Genomic DNA, 15,379 nt, shown 5'->3' with positions numbered 1-15,379 from the left:
CCCGTCCGACGTCTTCCTGAGGAGCCGACACGTGTCACTGCCACCGCTGGTCGAACCGGCCGACGAGCTGACGATTGACGAGGTGCGGCGGTATTCGCGGCACCTGATCATCCCCGAGGTCGGGATGGCCGGGCAGAAGCGGCTGAAGAACGCCAAGGTGCTCGTGATCGGCGCCGGCGGTCTCGGCAGCCCCGCCCTGCTCTACCTGGCCGCCGCCGGGGTCGGCACCCTCGGCATCGTCGAGTTCGACACCGTCGACGAGTCCAACCTGCAGCGCCAGATCATCCACGGCCAGTCCGACGTCGGGAAGTCGAAGGCGCAGTCGGCCAAGGACTCGATCCTCGAGACCAACCCGAACACGAACGTCGTCCTGCACGAGGTGCGCCTCGACAACGACAACGTGTTCGAGATCTTCGAGCAGTACGACCTGATCGTCGACGGCACCGACAACTTCGCCACCCGCTACCTGGTCAACGACGCCGCGGTGCTGCTCGGCAAGCCGTACGTCTGGGGCTCGATCTTCCGCTTCGACGGCCAGGTCAGCGTGTTCTGGGCCGAGCACGGGCCGTGCTACCGCTGCCTGTACCCGGAGCCCCCGCCGCCCGGCATGGTTCCGTCCTGCGCCGAGGGCGGTGTCCTCGGCGTACTCTGCGCGTCCGTCGGCGCCGCGCAGGTCACCGAGGCGATCAAGCTGCTCACCGGTATCGGCGACCCGTCGCTGGGCCGGCTGAACATCTACGAGGCCCTCGACCTGAACTGGCGCGCGCTGAAGGTCCGCAAGGACCCGAACTGCGCCATCTGCGGCGAGAACCCGACCGTCACCGAGCTGATCGACTACGAAAGCTTCTGCGGCGCGATCACCGAGGAGGCGGCCGACGCGGCCGTCGGCTCGACCATCTCGGTGAAGCAGCTGTCGGAGTGGATCAAGCTGCAGGAGAACGGCGAGAAGGACTTCCTGCTGATCGACGTCCGGGAGCCGAACGAGTACGAGATCAACAAGATCCCCGGCTCGGTGCTGATCCCCAAGGCGGACTTCCAGACCGGCGTCGCGCTCGAGAAGCTGCCGCAGGACAAGCAGTTGGTCTTCCACTGCAAGTCCGGCGTCCGCTCCGCCGAGGTCCTCGCGATCGCCAAGGGCGCAGGCTTCTCCGACGCGGTCCACGTCGGCGGAGGCGTCGTCGCCTGGGTCGACCAGATCGACCCCAGTCAGCCTTCTTACTGAGGTCTAGAACGGCATCCGGCAGCTGGCGACCGCGTCGGCGGCTGCCGGATCGCCTGTGACCTCAGGCGAATCGTCGCGGCCGGACAGGGTTCGCATGTAGGTGACCGCGTCGACGGAGGCGCGGCCCACCGGCTCACCCCTCCCGAACTTGTAGGCCCCGCCTCCCGGTCCGGTGAGTTCCACCTCTACGGTCGGCCGGTCGCCCCACCACGGCCCGTCGATGACGTCGTACATCACCTGCGCGACGAGCTCCGTCGCGTGCGGTCCCGCGTCGAACCGGCGGCCGAGCGCCTGGGACACGTCGTCGCGGTGCATCCACAGGTCCCGCGCCAGCAGGATGTCGTGGATGTAGCCCAGGCTGAGCTTCACGGACTCGAATCCGTCGATGGTCATCGACACCCGCCGCAGCAGCGCGGGTTCCGTGGAGATCTTCCGGGTCGCCTTGGCCCACACCTGGTCGAACGTGGTCCGCAGCTGCGCAGGCGGCGTACCGCGGTGCTCGTCGGCCTGCACCATCATGTGCGCGTCGATCCGCAGTACGTCGGGATAGACCCGCTTCGCCTTGCGGTACCGGCGCGGGAAGGAGAACGGCTTGTTCACGTCCTCCGCCTGGCCGATCAGGTGGCCGGCGATGTCCGCGACGTCCCACGCGTCGCAGACGGTACGGCGCTGCCACTCGTCCCCCTCGATCGACGCGAGCAACTCGTGCCACGCCGTCAGCTCGGCGTCCCGGTGCGACCGGCACTGGACCCGGTCGGCCCGCCCGATCTGTTCCGCGAGTACTGCGGTCATCTTTTCCCCCTGTCAGGTGCGTAGTGCGTGTAGAACATCTCGAGTACGACGGGCAGCAGCCGGCTGAACCGTCCTTGTTCGAAGGAAGCGTCCGGCTCGTTCGCCATCTGCTGCGACAGCACCCCGGCCGTGACCGACGTGAACACTGCGAGACCCTCCTCGCTCGCAGCGTCCGGGTGCAGCCGGCCCGCGTCCACGGCCGCCTGCAGCCCCTCCCGCACAGCGGCCAGCGCTTCCCGAGCCGGCGCGTACGCCTCCGGACTCGGCTCGAACCCGGGGATCGTCCGCCAGAACATCAGCTGCGAGTAGACCGGGTTCTGCATGCTCCAGCGCGCGTACGCCGTGGTGCCGATCAGGTGCAGCTCCAGGACGTCGTCGGTCGCTGCGGCCTCGACAGCCTCCCGCTGCGCGGCCAGGAACAGCTCGGCGCCGCGCTGGAAGAGCGCGTCGTAGATCGCCATCTTCGACGGGAAGTACTGGTACAGCGACGGCGGCTGCATGCCGAGCCGCCGGGCCACGGCGGACAGGCTGAGCGCCGCGACCCCCTCGGCCTCCATCAGCTCGATGGCGACGTCGAGGATCTCTCCGATCGTCTGCTGACGACGGCGGGTCCGGCGGTCCGGCGCAGTGGTACTCATGTCATGAGGAAAACCTAATGGCATTAGGGATGTCAATACCTCGTAGGTTGTCTGTGGTCCCGCGTACTGTTTTGTGGCATGTGCAGAAACATCACCGTGCTCCGGGGACTCGAGCCGTCCGCGACCTCCGAGGAGATCTACGCGGCCGCGTTGCAGTACGTCCGCAAGGTGACGGGAGTCGGCTCCCTGAGCGCGACGACCCGCGCCCCGATCGAACGCGCCGCCACCGAGGTCGCCCGCATCACCGAGCAACTCCTCGAGGAAATGCCGGCCCGCCGCAACCCACCCCAGACCGTGCCACCCCTGCGCCGCCCCGAGGTCCGCGCCCGCCTCGGCCTGGACTAGGCCCCGTCTGCGCGGAGTAGTGTCTGCCTTCGGGAAACGGTTGCCCTAGGGAGGCGCGGATGCGGTTCGGGGTCAAGACCAGGCCGGAGCACACGACCTGGCAGCAGATGCGGGACGTGTGGGTCGCGGCGGATCAGTTCGAGATCTTCGAGTCGGCGTGGCACTGGGATCACTTCTACCCACTCAGCGGTGACATGCAGGGGCCGAACCTGGAGGCCTGGACGACGCTGGCGGCGCTGGCGCAGGCGACGTCCCGGATCCGGCTCGGCTGCCAGGTGACCGGGATGATCTACCGGCATCCCGCCGTGCTCGCGAACATGGCGGCGACCACGGACATCATCAGCAACGGCCGCCTCGAGCTCGGGATCGGCGCCGGGTGGAACGAGATGGAGACCGCGGCGTACGGCATCGAGCTGTACGGCCTGAAGGAGCGCTTCGACCGGTTCGACGAGGGCACCGAGGCGATGATCGCGCTGCTCACCGAGAAGGTCGCGAACTTCGACGGCAAGTACATCAAGCTGACCGACGCGTACTGCAACCCGAAGCCGGTGCAGACCCCGCACCCGCCGATCACGATCGGCGGCAAGGGCCCGAACCGGACGCTCCGCGCGGTCGCCAAGTGGGCGCAGCAGTGGAACGTCATCGTCCCGAACCCGCAGGAGTGGAAGGCGCTCAAGGACGTCCTGGTCCAGCGGTGCGAAGAGGTCGGCCGCGACGTCGACGAGATCACCTGCTCGGTGAACGTCCGCATCGACCCCGACAGCCCGCTCGACAAGGCAGTCGCCGAGGCCGCGGCGTACGGCGAGGCGGGTGTCGACCTGGTGATCATGAACCTCCCGCTGGACGCGCCGCCGTCCGTGCTGGAGCCGCTCGCGAAGGCACTCGCACCACTCGCCTAGATTGGCTCCCGTGGACAGGGAGGAGTACGTCGAGGCCGTACTGCAGGCCGTGGAGTCGATCCCGGAGGGCAGCGTCGCGACGTACGGCGACATCGCGGAGTACGTCGGGCAGGGCGGACCGCGGCAGGTCGGGGCGATCATGCGTGAGTACGGCGCGAGTGTGCCGTGGTGGCGGGTGATCCGCGCGTCCGGCGTACCGGCCGACGAGGTCGGCGACGAGCAACTGCACCGGCTGCGCTCGGACGGCGTACGAATCACCAACGGCCGCGTGAATCTCCGCCAGTTCCGCTGGAATCCACAGCCCTAGATGGTCCAGTCCGAGGCTGCTCGCGTGTGAAGCGGCAATGCGGCGACTGGAGACACCTCCGGGGCCGCGGACCGTGCCTTCGCCCACCGCGTCCTGTCGCAGCTCTCCCCGTCCCGGACTGGGGAGCCCCACCCTCCCGAAGCGATCAGTAGAACTCCCCAAACCCCAGACCGGCCGACGGCGTGGAACTCGATGCGTGGGAACTGCGGAAGGTTGTCGGTCGGCCATGCTGTTCCGTCCGGTTACCGACGATCTGTGGGATGTGCGGGATGCCCGTGAGGTTTTGTCGGTGGGGTCTGTTGAGATAGGGCGGTGGTCAGCAGACAGAGGTCCCGGTACCGGTTGGTCCGGGAGGAGCGCCGGAGCGCGGAGGCCCCTGTCCTCGATGCCGACCAGCAGGCTGTGGTGGATCACCCGGGCGGACCGCTGCTGGTGCTCGCGGGGCCGGGCACCGGGAAGACGACGACGTTGGTCGAGGCCGTCGTCGACCGGGTCCGTAATCGTGGGCTGAGCCCGGACGAGGTGCTCGTGCTGACGTTCGGCCGGAAGGCCGCGACCGAGTTGCGGGATCGCATCACCGGTCGCCTCGGGCGGACGACGCGCGTGATGCCGTCGATGACGTTCCATTCCTTCTGTTACGCGTTGCTGCGCCGGTTCACGCCGGCCGACGCGTTCGACGTACCGCTGCGACTGCCGTCCGGGCCGGAGCAGTCACTGCGGCTGAGCGAGGCGTTGTCGGGGAGCCGCGAGGTCGGTGCGGTGCACTGGCCGCGCAGTCTGCACCCGGCGTTGAAGACGCGCGGGTTCACCGACGAGGTGCAGGCGGTGATCGGCAAGGCGCGGCAGTTGGGTCTCGACCCGGAGGACCTGTCCGCGATCGGTCGGTCGGCGGAGCGGGCCGAGTGGGTCGCGGTCGGCGACTTCTTCGAGGAGTACCTGCAGGTCCTCGATGCCGAGCAGGTGCTGGACTACTCCGAGCTGATTCATCGCGCGGTGATCCTGGCGCAGCAGCCGCAGGTGCAGGCGAAGCTGCGGACCGAGTTCAAAGCCGTGTTCGTCGACGAGTACCAGGACACCGATCCCGGCCAGACGAAGCTGCTGCAGGCGATCGCGGGCGACGGTCGCGACCTGGTCGTGGTCGGTGATCCGGACCAGTCGATCTACACGTTCCGCGGCGCCGACGTGCGCGGGCTGCTGCGGTTCACCGACGAGTTCCGGTCCCGCGACGGCGCGGAGGCCGCCCAGATCGCTCTGGGTACGACGCGACGCTTCGGGACCACGCTGCAACGCGTGTCGCGCAACGTCGTCAACCGCCTCGGCGTACCGGGCTCCCTGGACCGGGACACGTTCGAGCGCTTCCGGAACCCGGATGCCTCGTCGTGTGTCTTCGGCCCGGGAAAGGTCGAGGCGAACCTGTACTCGACGAGCGGCGCGGAGCTGGAGCACATCGCGGACCTGTTGCGGCGCGCGCACGTCCAGGACGGCATCGGGTGGAGCGAGATGGCGGTGCTCGTTCGGTCCGGAAGCAGATCGATTCCACCGTTGCGACGGGCGTTGGCGGCGGCCGGCATCCCGGTGGACGTCGCGGGCGACGAGTTGCCGTTGTCGCGCGAGCCCGCCGTACGGCCGATGTTGCTGGCGTTGCGAGCCGTCGCGGACCCGGAGACGTTGACCGTCGATGTCGTACGGGCGTTGGCGCTGTCGCCACTGGGCGCGATGGACGCGGGGCAGTTGCGGCGGCTGGCGCGGGTGCTTCGCCGGCGCGACCGGGATGCCGCGGGCGGGCAGCGGTTGCCGCGGTCGTCGGACGAGCTGTTGCGGGAGGCGATGCTGAACCCGTTGCTGCTCGACGAGGAGGCCTCGCCGGCCGAGGCGCGGTTCGCGGCGCTCGGCGAGCGGTTGCTCAAGGCAAGGAACATCGTGACCGCGGGCGCGGCGCCGGACGAGGTGATGTGGTCGCTGTGGTCGGAGTCGCCGTGGTTGCGGCGGCTCCGCGGACAGGCCACGTCGGGTGGTGAGACCGCACGGACCGCGAACCGGGATCTGGACTCGTTGTGCGCGTTGTTCGATGCGGCCGGCCGGGCGGAGGAGCAGGTCGGGTTCAAGGGGGTTTCGGCGTTCCTGTCGGAGTTGGAGTCGCTGGACATTGCGGGTGACAACCGGTTCGACGGGACGTACCGCGAGGCCGGCGTACAGCTGATGACGGCGCACCGGTCGAAGGGCCTGCAGTGGCGGCTCGTCGTCGTCGCTTCGGTGCAGGAGGGGCAGTGGCCGGATCTGCGGCGGCGCGGGTCATTGCTGGAGCCGGACCGGTTGGGGACCGACGGGTTGATCGATCCGTTGTCGGCGGGCGCGTTGCTGGCCGAGGAGAGACGGTTGTTCTACGTCGCGATCACCCGTGCGCGCGAGCGGTTGATCGTGACCGCCGTCCAGGCACCTGAGGCCGACGGGGACCAACCGTCCCGATTCCTGGCCGAGCTGGACATTCCTTTGAAGCTGGTCGCCGGGCGGCCGCGGCGGCCGCTGTCGTTGCCGGGCCTGGTGGCGGATCTGCGCTGCGTGCTGGCGGATCCGTCGTCGTCGCCGGCGTTGAAGCGGGTCGCGGCGGACCGGTTGGCGCAGCTCGCGGACGCCGTCGACGATCGCGAACAGGCGTTGGTGCCGACGGCCGATCCGTCGCGGTGGTGGGGTGTGCGGGAGCGGACCGAGTCGGTGCGGCCGATCGCGGACCCCGCGCAGCCCGTCCCTTTGTCGGGCAGTGCGCTGACGACGATCGTGGACTGTCCGTTGCGCTGGTTCCTGACCAGGCGGGCCGGCGGGGAGACGCCGAGTACGTCGGCGATCGGCTTCGGGATGGTGCTGCACACGCTGGCCGATGCGGTCGCGACCGGGACGCTGCCGCCGTCGGTCGACGAGCTGAACGGGTGGCTGGACAAGGTGTGGACGCAACTCGAGTTCGAGTCCGCGTGGATCTCGGACCGGGATCGGGTCGAGGCGGAGCAGGCGTTGCGGCGGTTCGTCGCGTGGCACCAGGGGCGGCCGGACCGGACGTTGGTGGGGACCGAGGTCGACTTCGACGTACTGCTGCCGGACGAGGAGCACCCGGCGGTCCGCGTGAAGGGCCGGATGGACCGCGTCGAAACGGATCCCGAAGGTACGGTCCGGGTTGTCGATCTGAAGACCGGGCGGAACATTCCGACCAAGCCGGCGCTGGAGCGGCACGTGCAGCTGGCGATCTACCAGCGCGCGATCAACTCGCGGCAGCTGAAGAAGCTCGGCGAGGAGGCGGTCGCCGGCGGGGCCGAGCTCGTCCAGCTGCGCCACGACGACAACGGCGGTTTCCCGAAGGTCCAGCACCAGGGGCCCTTGGAGACCGATGAGGACGGTCGGACCTGGCTCGACGACGCGGTCGACGACGCCGAGTCGATGATTCGCACCGAGCAGTTCACCGCGCAACGCAACGACGGCTGCAACCGCTGCGAAGCCCGCGCACTCTGCCCCATCCAGCCTGAAGGCCGGGAGATCGTCTGATGGTTCAGCTGCGGACCACAGCCGAGTTGTGTGATTTGTTGGGGATTCCGTTCTCGGATCAGCAGTTGGCCGCTATCACAGCTCCCTTGGCGCCGGGCGTGATTGTCGCGGGCGCCGGGTCGGGGAAGACGACGGCGATGGCGGCCCGGGTCGTGTGGCTGATCTGCACGGGGCAGGTGAAGCCGGAGGAAGTGCTCGGGCTGACGTTCACCAAGAAGGCGGCGAACGAGCTCGACGTACGGATCCGCGAGGACCTGACGAAGGCCGGCGTACTCGGATCGACCTTGCCGAAGGACCAGCACCCGATTCTGGCGGCGCACCTGCGCAGCAACATCCCGAACTGGGAGTCCGAGGAGCCGGGCGAGCCGGTCGTGTCGACGTACCACGCGTTCGCCGGCACGTTGATCGCGGAGCACGGCCTCCGGCTCGGCCTCGAGCCCGACTCCCGGGTGCTCGCCGACGCCACCCGATTCCAGCTGGCAGGTCGCGTCGTACGGCGGTCCGCCGGGCCGATCCGTTTCGCCTCGCATCACGTGCCGACCCTCGTCAACAGCCTGCTCGCGCTCGACGGCGAGCTCGCGGATCATCTGCTCCGTCCCGACGACATCCGCGACCACGACGAGGCCGTACGGCAGGAGGTCGCGGCGGCGCGCAAGCAGACGGTGGAGGTTCGCAAGCTCGCGGAGACCGCGTTGAAGCGCGGGGAGATCCTGCAGCTCGTCGAGGAGTACCAGGCGTACAAGGGGGAGCGCGGCGTCGTCGACTTCGCCGACCAGATGGCGCTCGGCGCGCGGCTGGCCGAGGAGTGCCCGGAGGTGGCTGCTGTCGAGCGCGCGCGGTACAAGGTCGTGTTGCTCGACGAGTACCAGGACACCTCCGTCTCGCAGCGCCGGATGCTCACCGCATTGTTCGCCGCCGGCGACGGACGCGGCCATCCGGTCACCGCGGTCGGCGACCCGTGCCAGGCGATCTACGGCTGGCGCGGTGCCTCCGTCGCGAACCTCGACGAGTTCCCTTCGCACTTCCCACAGGCAGACGGGTCGCCGGCGCAGCGGTATGTGCTGAGCGTCAACCGTCGCTGCGGCAGCCGCATTCTCGCGGCCGCCAACCAACACGCCGCCGAGCTGTACGAACAGCACCCCGGTGTGATCCCGCTCGAGGCCCCGGCGAACGCGCCGGAGGGCGCGATCACGGTCGGGTTGTTCGAGACCCGCTCACAGGAGATCGAGTGGGTCGCCGACGCGATCGTCGCCGCGCACCGCACCCGGAACCGCCGCTGGAAGGACATCGGCATCCTGATGCGGACGAACGTCGACCTCAGCGCGGTGCACGAGGCGCTGATCGCGCGGAAGGTCCCGGTCGAGGTCGTCGGCCTCGGCGGTCTGCTGGCGCTCCCCGAGGTCGTCGACGTGGTCGCGACCCTGCAAGCCGTCAACGACCTGACCGCGAACGCGGCGATGCTGCGGATCCTCACCGGTCCGCGGTACCGGATCGGTCACCGCGACCTGGCGCTACTCGCCAACCGGGCCCGCTTTTTGGCTGACGCGGGTGAACGCCCGGCCGCGGACGACCTGGTCGCCGCCCTCGACGCGGCCGTTGCCGGGATGGATTCGACCGAGGTCATCTCGCTCGCCGAGGCAGTCGACGATCCGGGTCCCTCGGCGTACGCCCCGGAGGCACTGACGCGCTTCAAGGAGCTGTCGATCGAGCTTCGCGAGCTGCGCGCGCATGCGAGCGAGCCGCTGCTCGATCTGGTTCGCCGGGTGATCAGCACGATCGGCCTCGACGTCGAGCTGACCGCGACCCCCGATCACGTCGACGCCGGGCGTCGCGATCACCTCGCCGCGTTCCTGGATGCCGTGGGCAACTTCGTGTCGACCGAGTCGGACGGATCGCTGGACGGTCTGCTCGCGTACCTCGCGGCCGAGGAGGAGTACGCCGCCGGCCTCGATCTCGCCGTACCGAGTGAAGCCGACTCGGTGAAGCTGCTCACCACGCACCGGTCGAAGGGCCTGGAGTGGCCGGTCGTCTTCGTGCCGACCCTGGTCTCGAAGGTGTTCCCGTCGGACCGCGGGCGGGACAAGTGGACCACGAACGCAAAGGTGCTCCCGTGGCCGTTGCGCGGTGACGCGGACACGCTGCCGGACATCCACGACCTGTCGAACGCCGGGCTGAAGGCGTTCGCGGACGAGTGCAAGGACGTGAACGCGCTGGAGGAGCGGCGGCTCGGGTACGTCGCGTTCACGCGAGCGAAGGAGCTGCTGGTCGCGACCGGGCACTGGTGGGGTCCGACACAGAAGCGCCCGCGCGGGCCCTCGACGTACCTCTCGGTGCTGAAGAAGCACGCCGGCGAGCGGGTAATCGAGTGGGCGGAGCAGCCGGAGCTGACGGCGGAGAACCCGGAGCTCGCCGAGCAGACGCAGGCGCCGTGGCCGACGCCGTACGACGTGGACTCGTTCCAGCGACGGCTGGAATCGGCGGCTCTGGTGCAGCAGTCGCGCGCGGAAGGTCCGTCGGTCGAGGCGGAGGAGTCGCTGCTGCTCGACGAGCAGGCGACGGTCGCGCGCTGGGACTCGGAACTCGAGCGATTGTTGTCCGAGGCAAGAGAAAGCCGGAGCCGGAAGGCGTACGACGTGGCGCTGCCGGCCGCACTGTCCGCGACGCAGCTGATGCGGCTGGCGAAGGACCCGGACGGCCTGGCCGCTGAGCTGGCCCGCCCGATGCCGCGCAAACCCAACCGGGCCGCGCGGTTCGGGACCAGGTTCCACGCGTGGGTGGAGAGCTACTTCGGCCAGCAACTGCTGCTCGACCCGGACGATCTCCCCGGCGCCGCGGACGAGGACATCGTCGACGACACCGACCTCACCGACCTGATGGACGCGTTCCGCGACGGCCCCTTCGGCGACACCACGCCGTACGAGATCGAGGCCCCGTTCGCCCTCGCCCTCGACGGCCGGGTCGTCCGCGGCCGCATCGACGCTGTCTACCAGATCGTCCGCCCCGACGGCTCCCGCGGCTACGACGTCATCGACTGGAAAACCACTCGAGGCGAAACCGCCGACCCCCTCCAGTTGGCCATCTACCGAGTCGCCTGGTCCGAACTCATGAACATCCCCCTCCACCAGGTCACAGCAGCCTTCTACTACGTCAGAAACGGCGACATCATCCGCCCCGAAAACCTCCCCGACAAACAACAACTCACTACCCTCTTGAACGGCTGACCCCAACCCGCACAGGAAAAGGCACCTCTGCCTCAAACACGCCACCTTCGCCGACCACCGCCCGCTCGACATACCGCCCGCCCTCCATCTCGAGCACAGTCAGCGTCATCTCCTCGGCGTCGAGCATCCAGTAGGCGGGCACGCCTGTCTCTTCGTACAGCGCACGTTTCAGGAGCTGATCCACCATGCGCGTCGTCGGCTGAATGACCTCGACGACGAGCGCGACTTGGGCGACCCTGCGTGAGGTGCTCTCCTCGGACGGCACCACCAACAGATCTGGCAGCAACCGTCGCTGGTCGCTCGGCCGGAAGTCCGTCGGCTCCCGCAGGACCTCAAGGTGCTCCGGACAGGGACCCGTCAACTGGGCGAACAGGTTGTCGAGCGCTTGCTGATGAACGGACGACGGCGGGTAACTCACGATCAACAGCCCGTCCACGACTTCGTGGCGCAGTCCCTTGCCGGATGCTGCGTCGAGGTCGGCCGGCAGATCACGTGGTTTGATCGAACTCATGCTCCGACTGTGAGCCCAACAGCCCAAGTCGGGGGAGGGCAGATGATCATCTGCCCCAGGTTGCCCCGATCAGGCTGATCCGTTGGCGCGTCGGGTCAGCTCGGCCGGAACGATCCGCACAGGGAACGGAGACTCTGCCTCGAAGACCTCGTCGTCCTTGAACGTTCGCTCGACGTAGCACCCGTCCACGAGCTCGAGCACTGTCAGGACGGACACGAGTGGGTCGAGGATCCAGTACGAGGCGACGCCCGCCTTCTCGTATGCGTGCCGCTTCTTGATCAGGTCTGTCGACCGGTTGGAAGGCGACAGAACCTCGACGGCGAGGATCAACGTGCGCTGCTCCTGGCCCTGGTCGTCGTCCTCGTAGCGGAAGATCATGAGGTCTGGCTGCAGGCTGGTCCGGTCGTTCGGCCGGAAGTCGAACGGTGCGAAGAACGCCTCCATATCGTCCGGGCACGCCCTCAGCAGCCGCCCGTAGCAGACACCTGCGGCCCGCTGGTGTTCCTCTTTCGGGCCTGGTGTCACCAGCAGCCGTCCGTCAAGCAACTCGTGCCGCATCCCGTCGTCGGGTAGTGCGTCGAACTGCGCGAGTGTGAGCGTCGCCTGCGTGATGTCCACGAATCCCATGGTGCCTCCTTGTCGGTCACTCGACCAGGATGACGGCGCGCGGCCTGTGGTTTGTGCCGTTTCGGTGATCTGCCCCTGGATGCCCTTGGATTCCCCGGGGATCGGGTCATTTGGTGAGGTTTGCGGGGGTGAGGGTCACTGGGAACGGGTGGGTGGTGTGGAAGGTTTCTTCGGCCTGGAGGACTGCTAGGCAGGTGTAGCCGGTGGGGGTCAGGGCGAGGATGGTTAGTTCTTGGGTGGTGGGGTCCAGGAGCCAGTAGGACGGGATCTGGTGGGTTTCGTAGACGGTGCGTTTGAGGACTACGTCGGTGGTTCGGGTTGTGGGGGAGAGGACTTCTACGGCCAGGATGGGTGGGGTTGTGAGGACGTGCGGGCCGGCGTCGGTGCGGTGGCAGACCAGGAGGTCGGGGCGGAGCGTCGTGGTGAGGTTGGGACGGTAGGCGAGGGAGTTGACCGCGACCAGGAGGTCGGGCGGGCAGGCGTGTTTCAGCAGCACCATGAGGGCGATCACGGCGGCGTGGTGGGCGGGTGGCTGCGGGCCGGTGATGAGCAAGCGGCCGTCGACGATCTCGTAGCGACGGCCGTCCCGGGTGGCTTCTGCTGTACGCACCACACCAGCGTGCCGCAGACCGCCGTACCCCCGCCAAAGTTATCCACAGCCCCTCCAGCTTCCGCGGCCCCAGCCGGCGCTCCTGCAGCGGCGCGGTTTCGACGGGTAGCAGGGCGACGGCGGGGGCGATGGTGGGGGGTGGGGACAGGCGGTGGGGAGTGGGGATGGGCGCTGGTGGCTGGGGACAGGTAATACCAGGTTCCGACCCACGATTACCTGTCGCACGGCCCCGGAACTGGCTGATCACCGCCCACACATCGGACAGAAGAGCCGGATAACCCGTTGTGGGCTGGGCAGGCGCAGGTGGGTCAGCTGGGTGGGTGGATCAGTGGGTTGTCCAGGGTGCCGACGAACTGCAACGACCCGGCCACGTCGGTGAGGTCGACCATTTGCTGGTTGTTGCGGAGTTGGAGGCGGTTCAGGCAGGACAGGGCGAAGGACGGCGCGAAGACGTCGTACTTCGCGAACGCCTCGGCCAGTTCCGGTGTCGCCGCCTGGTAGTCGCGGATGGACGACGCCACCACCGACCAGAACTCCGCAGGCGTCAGCAGCCCCTCACGATCCAGCAGCGGCGACAGGAACCGGAAGATGCAGTCGAAGACGTCGGTGAAGATCGACAGCAGCTTCTCGTCGTCCGGTACGTCGGCCCGCACCCGTTCCGCCTCGGGCGGCAGAGGCGTCGACGGGCTCAGGACGGCGATCTCCTCGGCGATGTCCTTCATGATCACTCGGATCGGGATGGCGTCCCGCAGTACCAGGATGAGGTTCTCGCCGTGCGGCATGAACACCAGCTCGTACGCGTAGAAGCTGTGCAGCAACGGGATCAGGTACGCGTCGACGTACGCGCGCAACCAGTCCGCGGGCGCCAGACCGGAGGCCCGGACCAGTGCGGCGGCCACCGATGCGCCGTGCCGGTCGACGTGCAGCAGCGACGCCATCGTCGCCAGCCGCTCGCCGGGCTCCAGCGACGGCACCGGACTCTCGCGCCAGAGCGCCGACAGCATCTTCCGGTACGGCGAGGTCTTGTCGGTCGCGTTCTCGTAGTAGCGGTTGTGGTACCCGGCCGCTGCGATCTCGCGCAGCACGGTGAACCCGTACCGCTTGAGAACAAGGTCGTTCGAGACGACGGAATGCACCCAGTCGTTGATCGCCGGCGTCGCGGCCATGTACGTCGGTGACAGCCCGCGCATGAATCCCATGTTCAGCACCGACAACGCCGTCTTCACATAACACCGCGACGGCTCGGACCGGTTGAAGAACGTCCGGATCGACTGCTGCGGTTGATAAACGTCGTCGGTCGACCCGAGATGAATGATGTGCCGTTGAGCGATATCGGCGGCGAACGTGATCGACGTCTTGTTGTCCCACTGCCACGGATGCACCGGCAGGTACACGTACTCCGCCGGATCGGCGACCGCGGCGAATCGCGCGAGGGTGTCGTCCCCCAATTCGGATCGCATCAACTCGTCGAACGCCACGGAGGAACTGCAGGAGACGGTGGTCCGGTCCCGCCGGGTCGCGATCCAGGTCAGCTGCACGCCCGCACCGGTCTCCGGCGCGTAGGCCAGATAGTCCGTGAGGCCGAACCCGAGCCGCCCGTTGTTCGCGACGAAACACGGATGCCCCTCGGTCATCCCGGCCTCGATGGTCTGGAAGTCCGCGGTCACCAGGTCGGTGGCTGTCAGGTCCGGCTTCGACAGTTTGTACGCCGCCGACGCCAGCGTGCTGCTGATCTCCTCCAGGTACACAGGCAGCATTTCGCGCCCGATCCCGAGCTGCTCGTGGAACTCGGTGACGAATTCCAGTGCATCGACCGGCTCTCCGTCGTCGCGCACGACGTCCGAGACATCCCAGTGATTCAAGGGATAACGCTGCGCTGCGAAACTGTACCGGCCGAAAACAAACCTCTTGCCGTCAGCAACAGGTTCGAGAATGCGCTCGTGGGTGAACTCCGCCAGCGCTTTCCGGACCAGCGCCTGGTTGACCGTTGCCCAGGAATCCATCAGCCCGCCTCGTGCATTCGGTGTGCGTCGGCGTACTGGTCGCGGGTGCAGAAGCTCAACCACGCCTGCTTGTCCGGCAAGGTCACGATGCTGTGCTTGCGGAATCCCATCCGCTCGTTGAGCGCCTGGATCTTCTCGTTCCGTACGTCGGGTTCGACCACCACCCGGTCGACCAGCGGATCGCTGAACAGGCAGTCCATGATCGTCTCGAACACCGCCCCGGTGAATCCAGGAATCGGCCCTGTCGGCCCAGTCGGCGGCCCGACCAGGACGTGCATGCCGACGTCGCCCGGCGCCACGTCGTACGTCCGGCCGACCGCGTCGTACGCCGGGTCGTAGCGCTCCATCAGGAACGCCGGCCGGCCGTCGTGCTCACCGAGGAACGCGCGGTGGTGCGCCGTCGAGGCGATCCGGAGGTACTCCGCGTGCACGTCGGCGACGGACGCGGTCAGCAGGCCCCAGTACCGCGCGTACGGCTGGGTGACCCAGCTGTGCAGGGTGGTCACGTCCTCGGCGAGGTCGAACGGCCGGAGGCTGAGGGCGCCGAGGCCGGCGACGAAGCGCCGGTACGTCGGCTCGGGCAGTGCTCGGGTCATGGCGGATGCTCCCAGGCTGGGCGGGCGTGTAAGCTAAGGCTTACCTTACCTTGACTGATCCAACCATCCCAGGGCGG

13 protein-coding genes are annotated in these 15,379 nt (G+C 68.2%); 6 read left to right on the top strand and 7 right to left on the bottom strand.

Annotated elements, in window-relative coordinates; all coding sequences use genetic code 11:
* Positions 1 to 31 precede the first annotated feature (31 nt).
* Positions 32 to 1,222 (top strand): adenylyltransferase/sulfurtransferase MoeZ, encoded by a 1,191-nt coding sequence (gene moeZ / locus E0H50_RS05780; RefSeq protein ID WP_131285518.1) that lies wholly within the window; start codon positions 32 to 34, stop codon positions 1,220 to 1,222.
* Positions 1,223 to 1,225: 3 nt separating this feature from the next.
* Here the strand turns inward: moeZ and E0H50_RS05775 are convergent, their stop codons facing one another.
* Together E0H50_RS05775 and E0H50_RS05770 are read right to left on the bottom strand one after the other, a co-directional pair.
* Positions 1,226 to 2,014, bottom strand: coding sequence for a maleylpyruvate isomerase family mycothiol-dependent enzyme (locus E0H50_RS05775; RefSeq protein WP_131285517.1), 789 nt, complete (start codon positions 2,012 to 2,014; stop codon positions 1,226 to 1,228).
* Positions 2,011 to 2,652 (bottom strand): TetR/AcrR family transcriptional regulator, encoded by a 642-nt coding sequence (locus E0H50_RS05770; protein ID WP_165547007.1) that lies wholly within the window; start codon positions 2,650 to 2,652, stop codon positions 2,011 to 2,013. The genes E0H50_RS05775 and E0H50_RS05770 overlap by 4 nt, the downstream gene beginning before the upstream one ends.
* Positions 2,653 to 2,730: 78 nt before the next feature.
* On the opposite strand from E0H50_RS05770, the gene E0H50_RS05765 reads away from it, so the two are divergent.
* The 5 genes from E0H50_RS05765 (at position 2,731) to E0H50_RS05745 (ending at position 10,955) form a co-directional block, all read left to right on the top strand.
* Complete coding sequence (locus E0H50_RS05765; RefSeq protein WP_130383962.1) at positions 2,731 to 2,997, top strand: DUF2277 domain-containing protein; 267 nt, start codon at positions 2,731 to 2,733, stop codon at positions 2,995 to 2,997.
* Between the two features lie 59 nt (positions 2,998 to 3,056).
* Positions 3,057 to 3,896 carry a TIGR03560 family F420-dependent LLM class oxidoreductase gene (locus E0H50_RS05760; protein WP_131285515.1) on the top strand — a complete coding sequence of 280 codons (840 nt, stop codon included), beginning with the start codon at positions 3,057 to 3,059 and terminating at the stop codon, positions 3,894 to 3,896.
* 10 nt (positions 3,897 to 3,906) lie between these two features.
* Positions 3,907 to 4,203 (top strand): MGMT family protein, encoded by a 297-nt coding sequence (locus E0H50_RS05755; protein ID WP_131285514.1) that lies wholly within the window; start codon positions 3,907 to 3,909, stop codon positions 4,201 to 4,203.
* Between the two features lie 312 nt (positions 4,204 to 4,515).
* Positions 4,516 to 7,734 carry an ATP-dependent helicase gene (locus E0H50_RS05750; RefSeq protein ID WP_131285513.1) on the top strand — a complete coding sequence of 1,073 codons (3,219 nt, stop codon included), beginning with the start codon at positions 4,516 to 4,518 and terminating at the stop codon, positions 7,732 to 7,734.
* Positions 7,735 to 7,799: 65 nt separating this feature from the next.
* Positions 7,800 to 10,955 (top strand): ATP-dependent DNA helicase, encoded by a 3,156-nt coding sequence (locus tag E0H50_RS05745; protein WP_238150796.1) that lies wholly within the window; start codon positions 7,800 to 7,802, stop codon positions 10,953 to 10,955.
* Here the strand turns inward: E0H50_RS05745 and E0H50_RS05740 are convergent.
* The 5 genes from E0H50_RS05740 to E0H50_RS05720 all read right to left on the bottom strand — a co-directional run bounded on the left by E0H50_RS05740 (position 10,936) and on the right by E0H50_RS05720 (position 15,302).
* Positions 10,936 to 11,466: a Uma2 family endonuclease gene (locus E0H50_RS05740; protein WP_238150795.1), complete on the bottom strand. Its 531-nt coding sequence runs from the start codon at positions 11,464 to 11,466 to the stop codon at positions 10,936 to 10,938. The two genes, E0H50_RS05745 and E0H50_RS05740, sit on opposite strands and share 20 nt — an antisense overlap.
* 69 nt (positions 11,467 to 11,535) lie before the next feature.
* Complete coding sequence (locus E0H50_RS05735; protein ID WP_131285511.1) at positions 11,536 to 12,093, bottom strand: Uma2 family endonuclease; 558 nt, start codon at positions 12,091 to 12,093, stop codon at positions 11,536 to 11,538.
* A 106-nt stretch (positions 12,094 to 12,199) separates the two neighbouring features.
* Positions 12,200 to 12,703, bottom strand: coding sequence for a Uma2 family endonuclease (locus E0H50_RS05730; protein ID WP_131285510.1), 504 nt, complete (start codon positions 12,701 to 12,703; stop codon positions 12,200 to 12,202).
* 308 nt (positions 12,704 to 13,011) lie between these two features.
* Positions 13,012 to 14,706 carry an IucA/IucC family protein gene (locus tag E0H50_RS05725; RefSeq protein WP_131285509.1) on the bottom strand — a complete coding sequence of 565 codons (1,695 nt, stop codon included), beginning with the start codon at positions 14,704 to 14,706 and terminating at the stop codon, positions 13,012 to 13,014.
* The gene (locus E0H50_RS05720; protein WP_131285508.1) at positions 14,706 to 15,302 is read right to left on the bottom strand and encodes a GNAT family N-acetyltransferase; all 597 of its coding nucleotides are present in this window, start codon (positions 15,300 to 15,302) and stop codon (positions 14,706 to 14,708) included. Before E0H50_RS05720 ends, E0H50_RS05725 begins: the two co-directional genes overlap by 1 nt.
* Positions 15,303 to 15,379 lie beyond the last annotated feature (77 nt).

Origin of the sequence: Kribbella sindirgiensis, from assembly GCF_004331435.1 — a bacterium.
Taxonomy (GTDB): domain Bacteria; phylum Actinomycetota; class Actinomycetes; order Propionibacteriales; family Kribbellaceae; genus Kribbella; species Kribbella sindirgiensis.
This window is presented reverse-complemented; position numbering and strand designations above follow the sequence as displayed.

Bases quoted from the DNA above. Each gene is read 5' to 3' on its own strand.
- E0H50_RS05775 (WP_131285517.1), bottom strand. From the start codon at position 2,014: ATGACCGCAGTACTCGCGGAACAGATCGGGCGGGCCGACCGGGTCCAG.
- E0H50_RS05770 (WP_165547007.1), bottom strand. From the start codon at position 2,652: ATGAGTACCACTGCGCCGGACCGCCGGACCCGCCGTCGTCAGCAGACG.
- E0H50_RS05765 (WP_130383962.1), top strand. From the start codon at position 2,731: ATGTGCAGAAACATCACCGTGCTCCGGGGACTCGAGCCGTCCGCGACC.
- E0H50_RS05760 (WP_131285515.1), top strand. From the start codon at position 3,057: ATGCGGTTCGGGGTCAAGACCAGGCCGGAGCACACGACCTGGCAGCAG.
- E0H50_RS05740 (WP_238150795.1), bottom strand. From the start codon at position 11,466: ATGAGTTCGATCAAACCACGTGATCTGCCGGCCGACCTCGACGCAGCA.
- E0H50_RS05735 (WP_131285511.1), bottom strand. From the start codon at position 12,093: ATGGGATTCGTGGACATCACGCAGGCGACGCTCACACTCGCGCAGTTC.
- E0H50_RS05725 (WP_131285509.1), bottom strand. From the start codon at position 14,706: ATGGATTCCTGGGCAACGGTCAACCAGGCGCTGGTCCGGAAAGCGCTG.
- E0H50_RS05720 (WP_131285508.1), bottom strand. From the start codon at position 15,302: ATGACCCGAGCACTGCCCGAGCCGACGTACCGGCGCTTCGTCGCCGGC.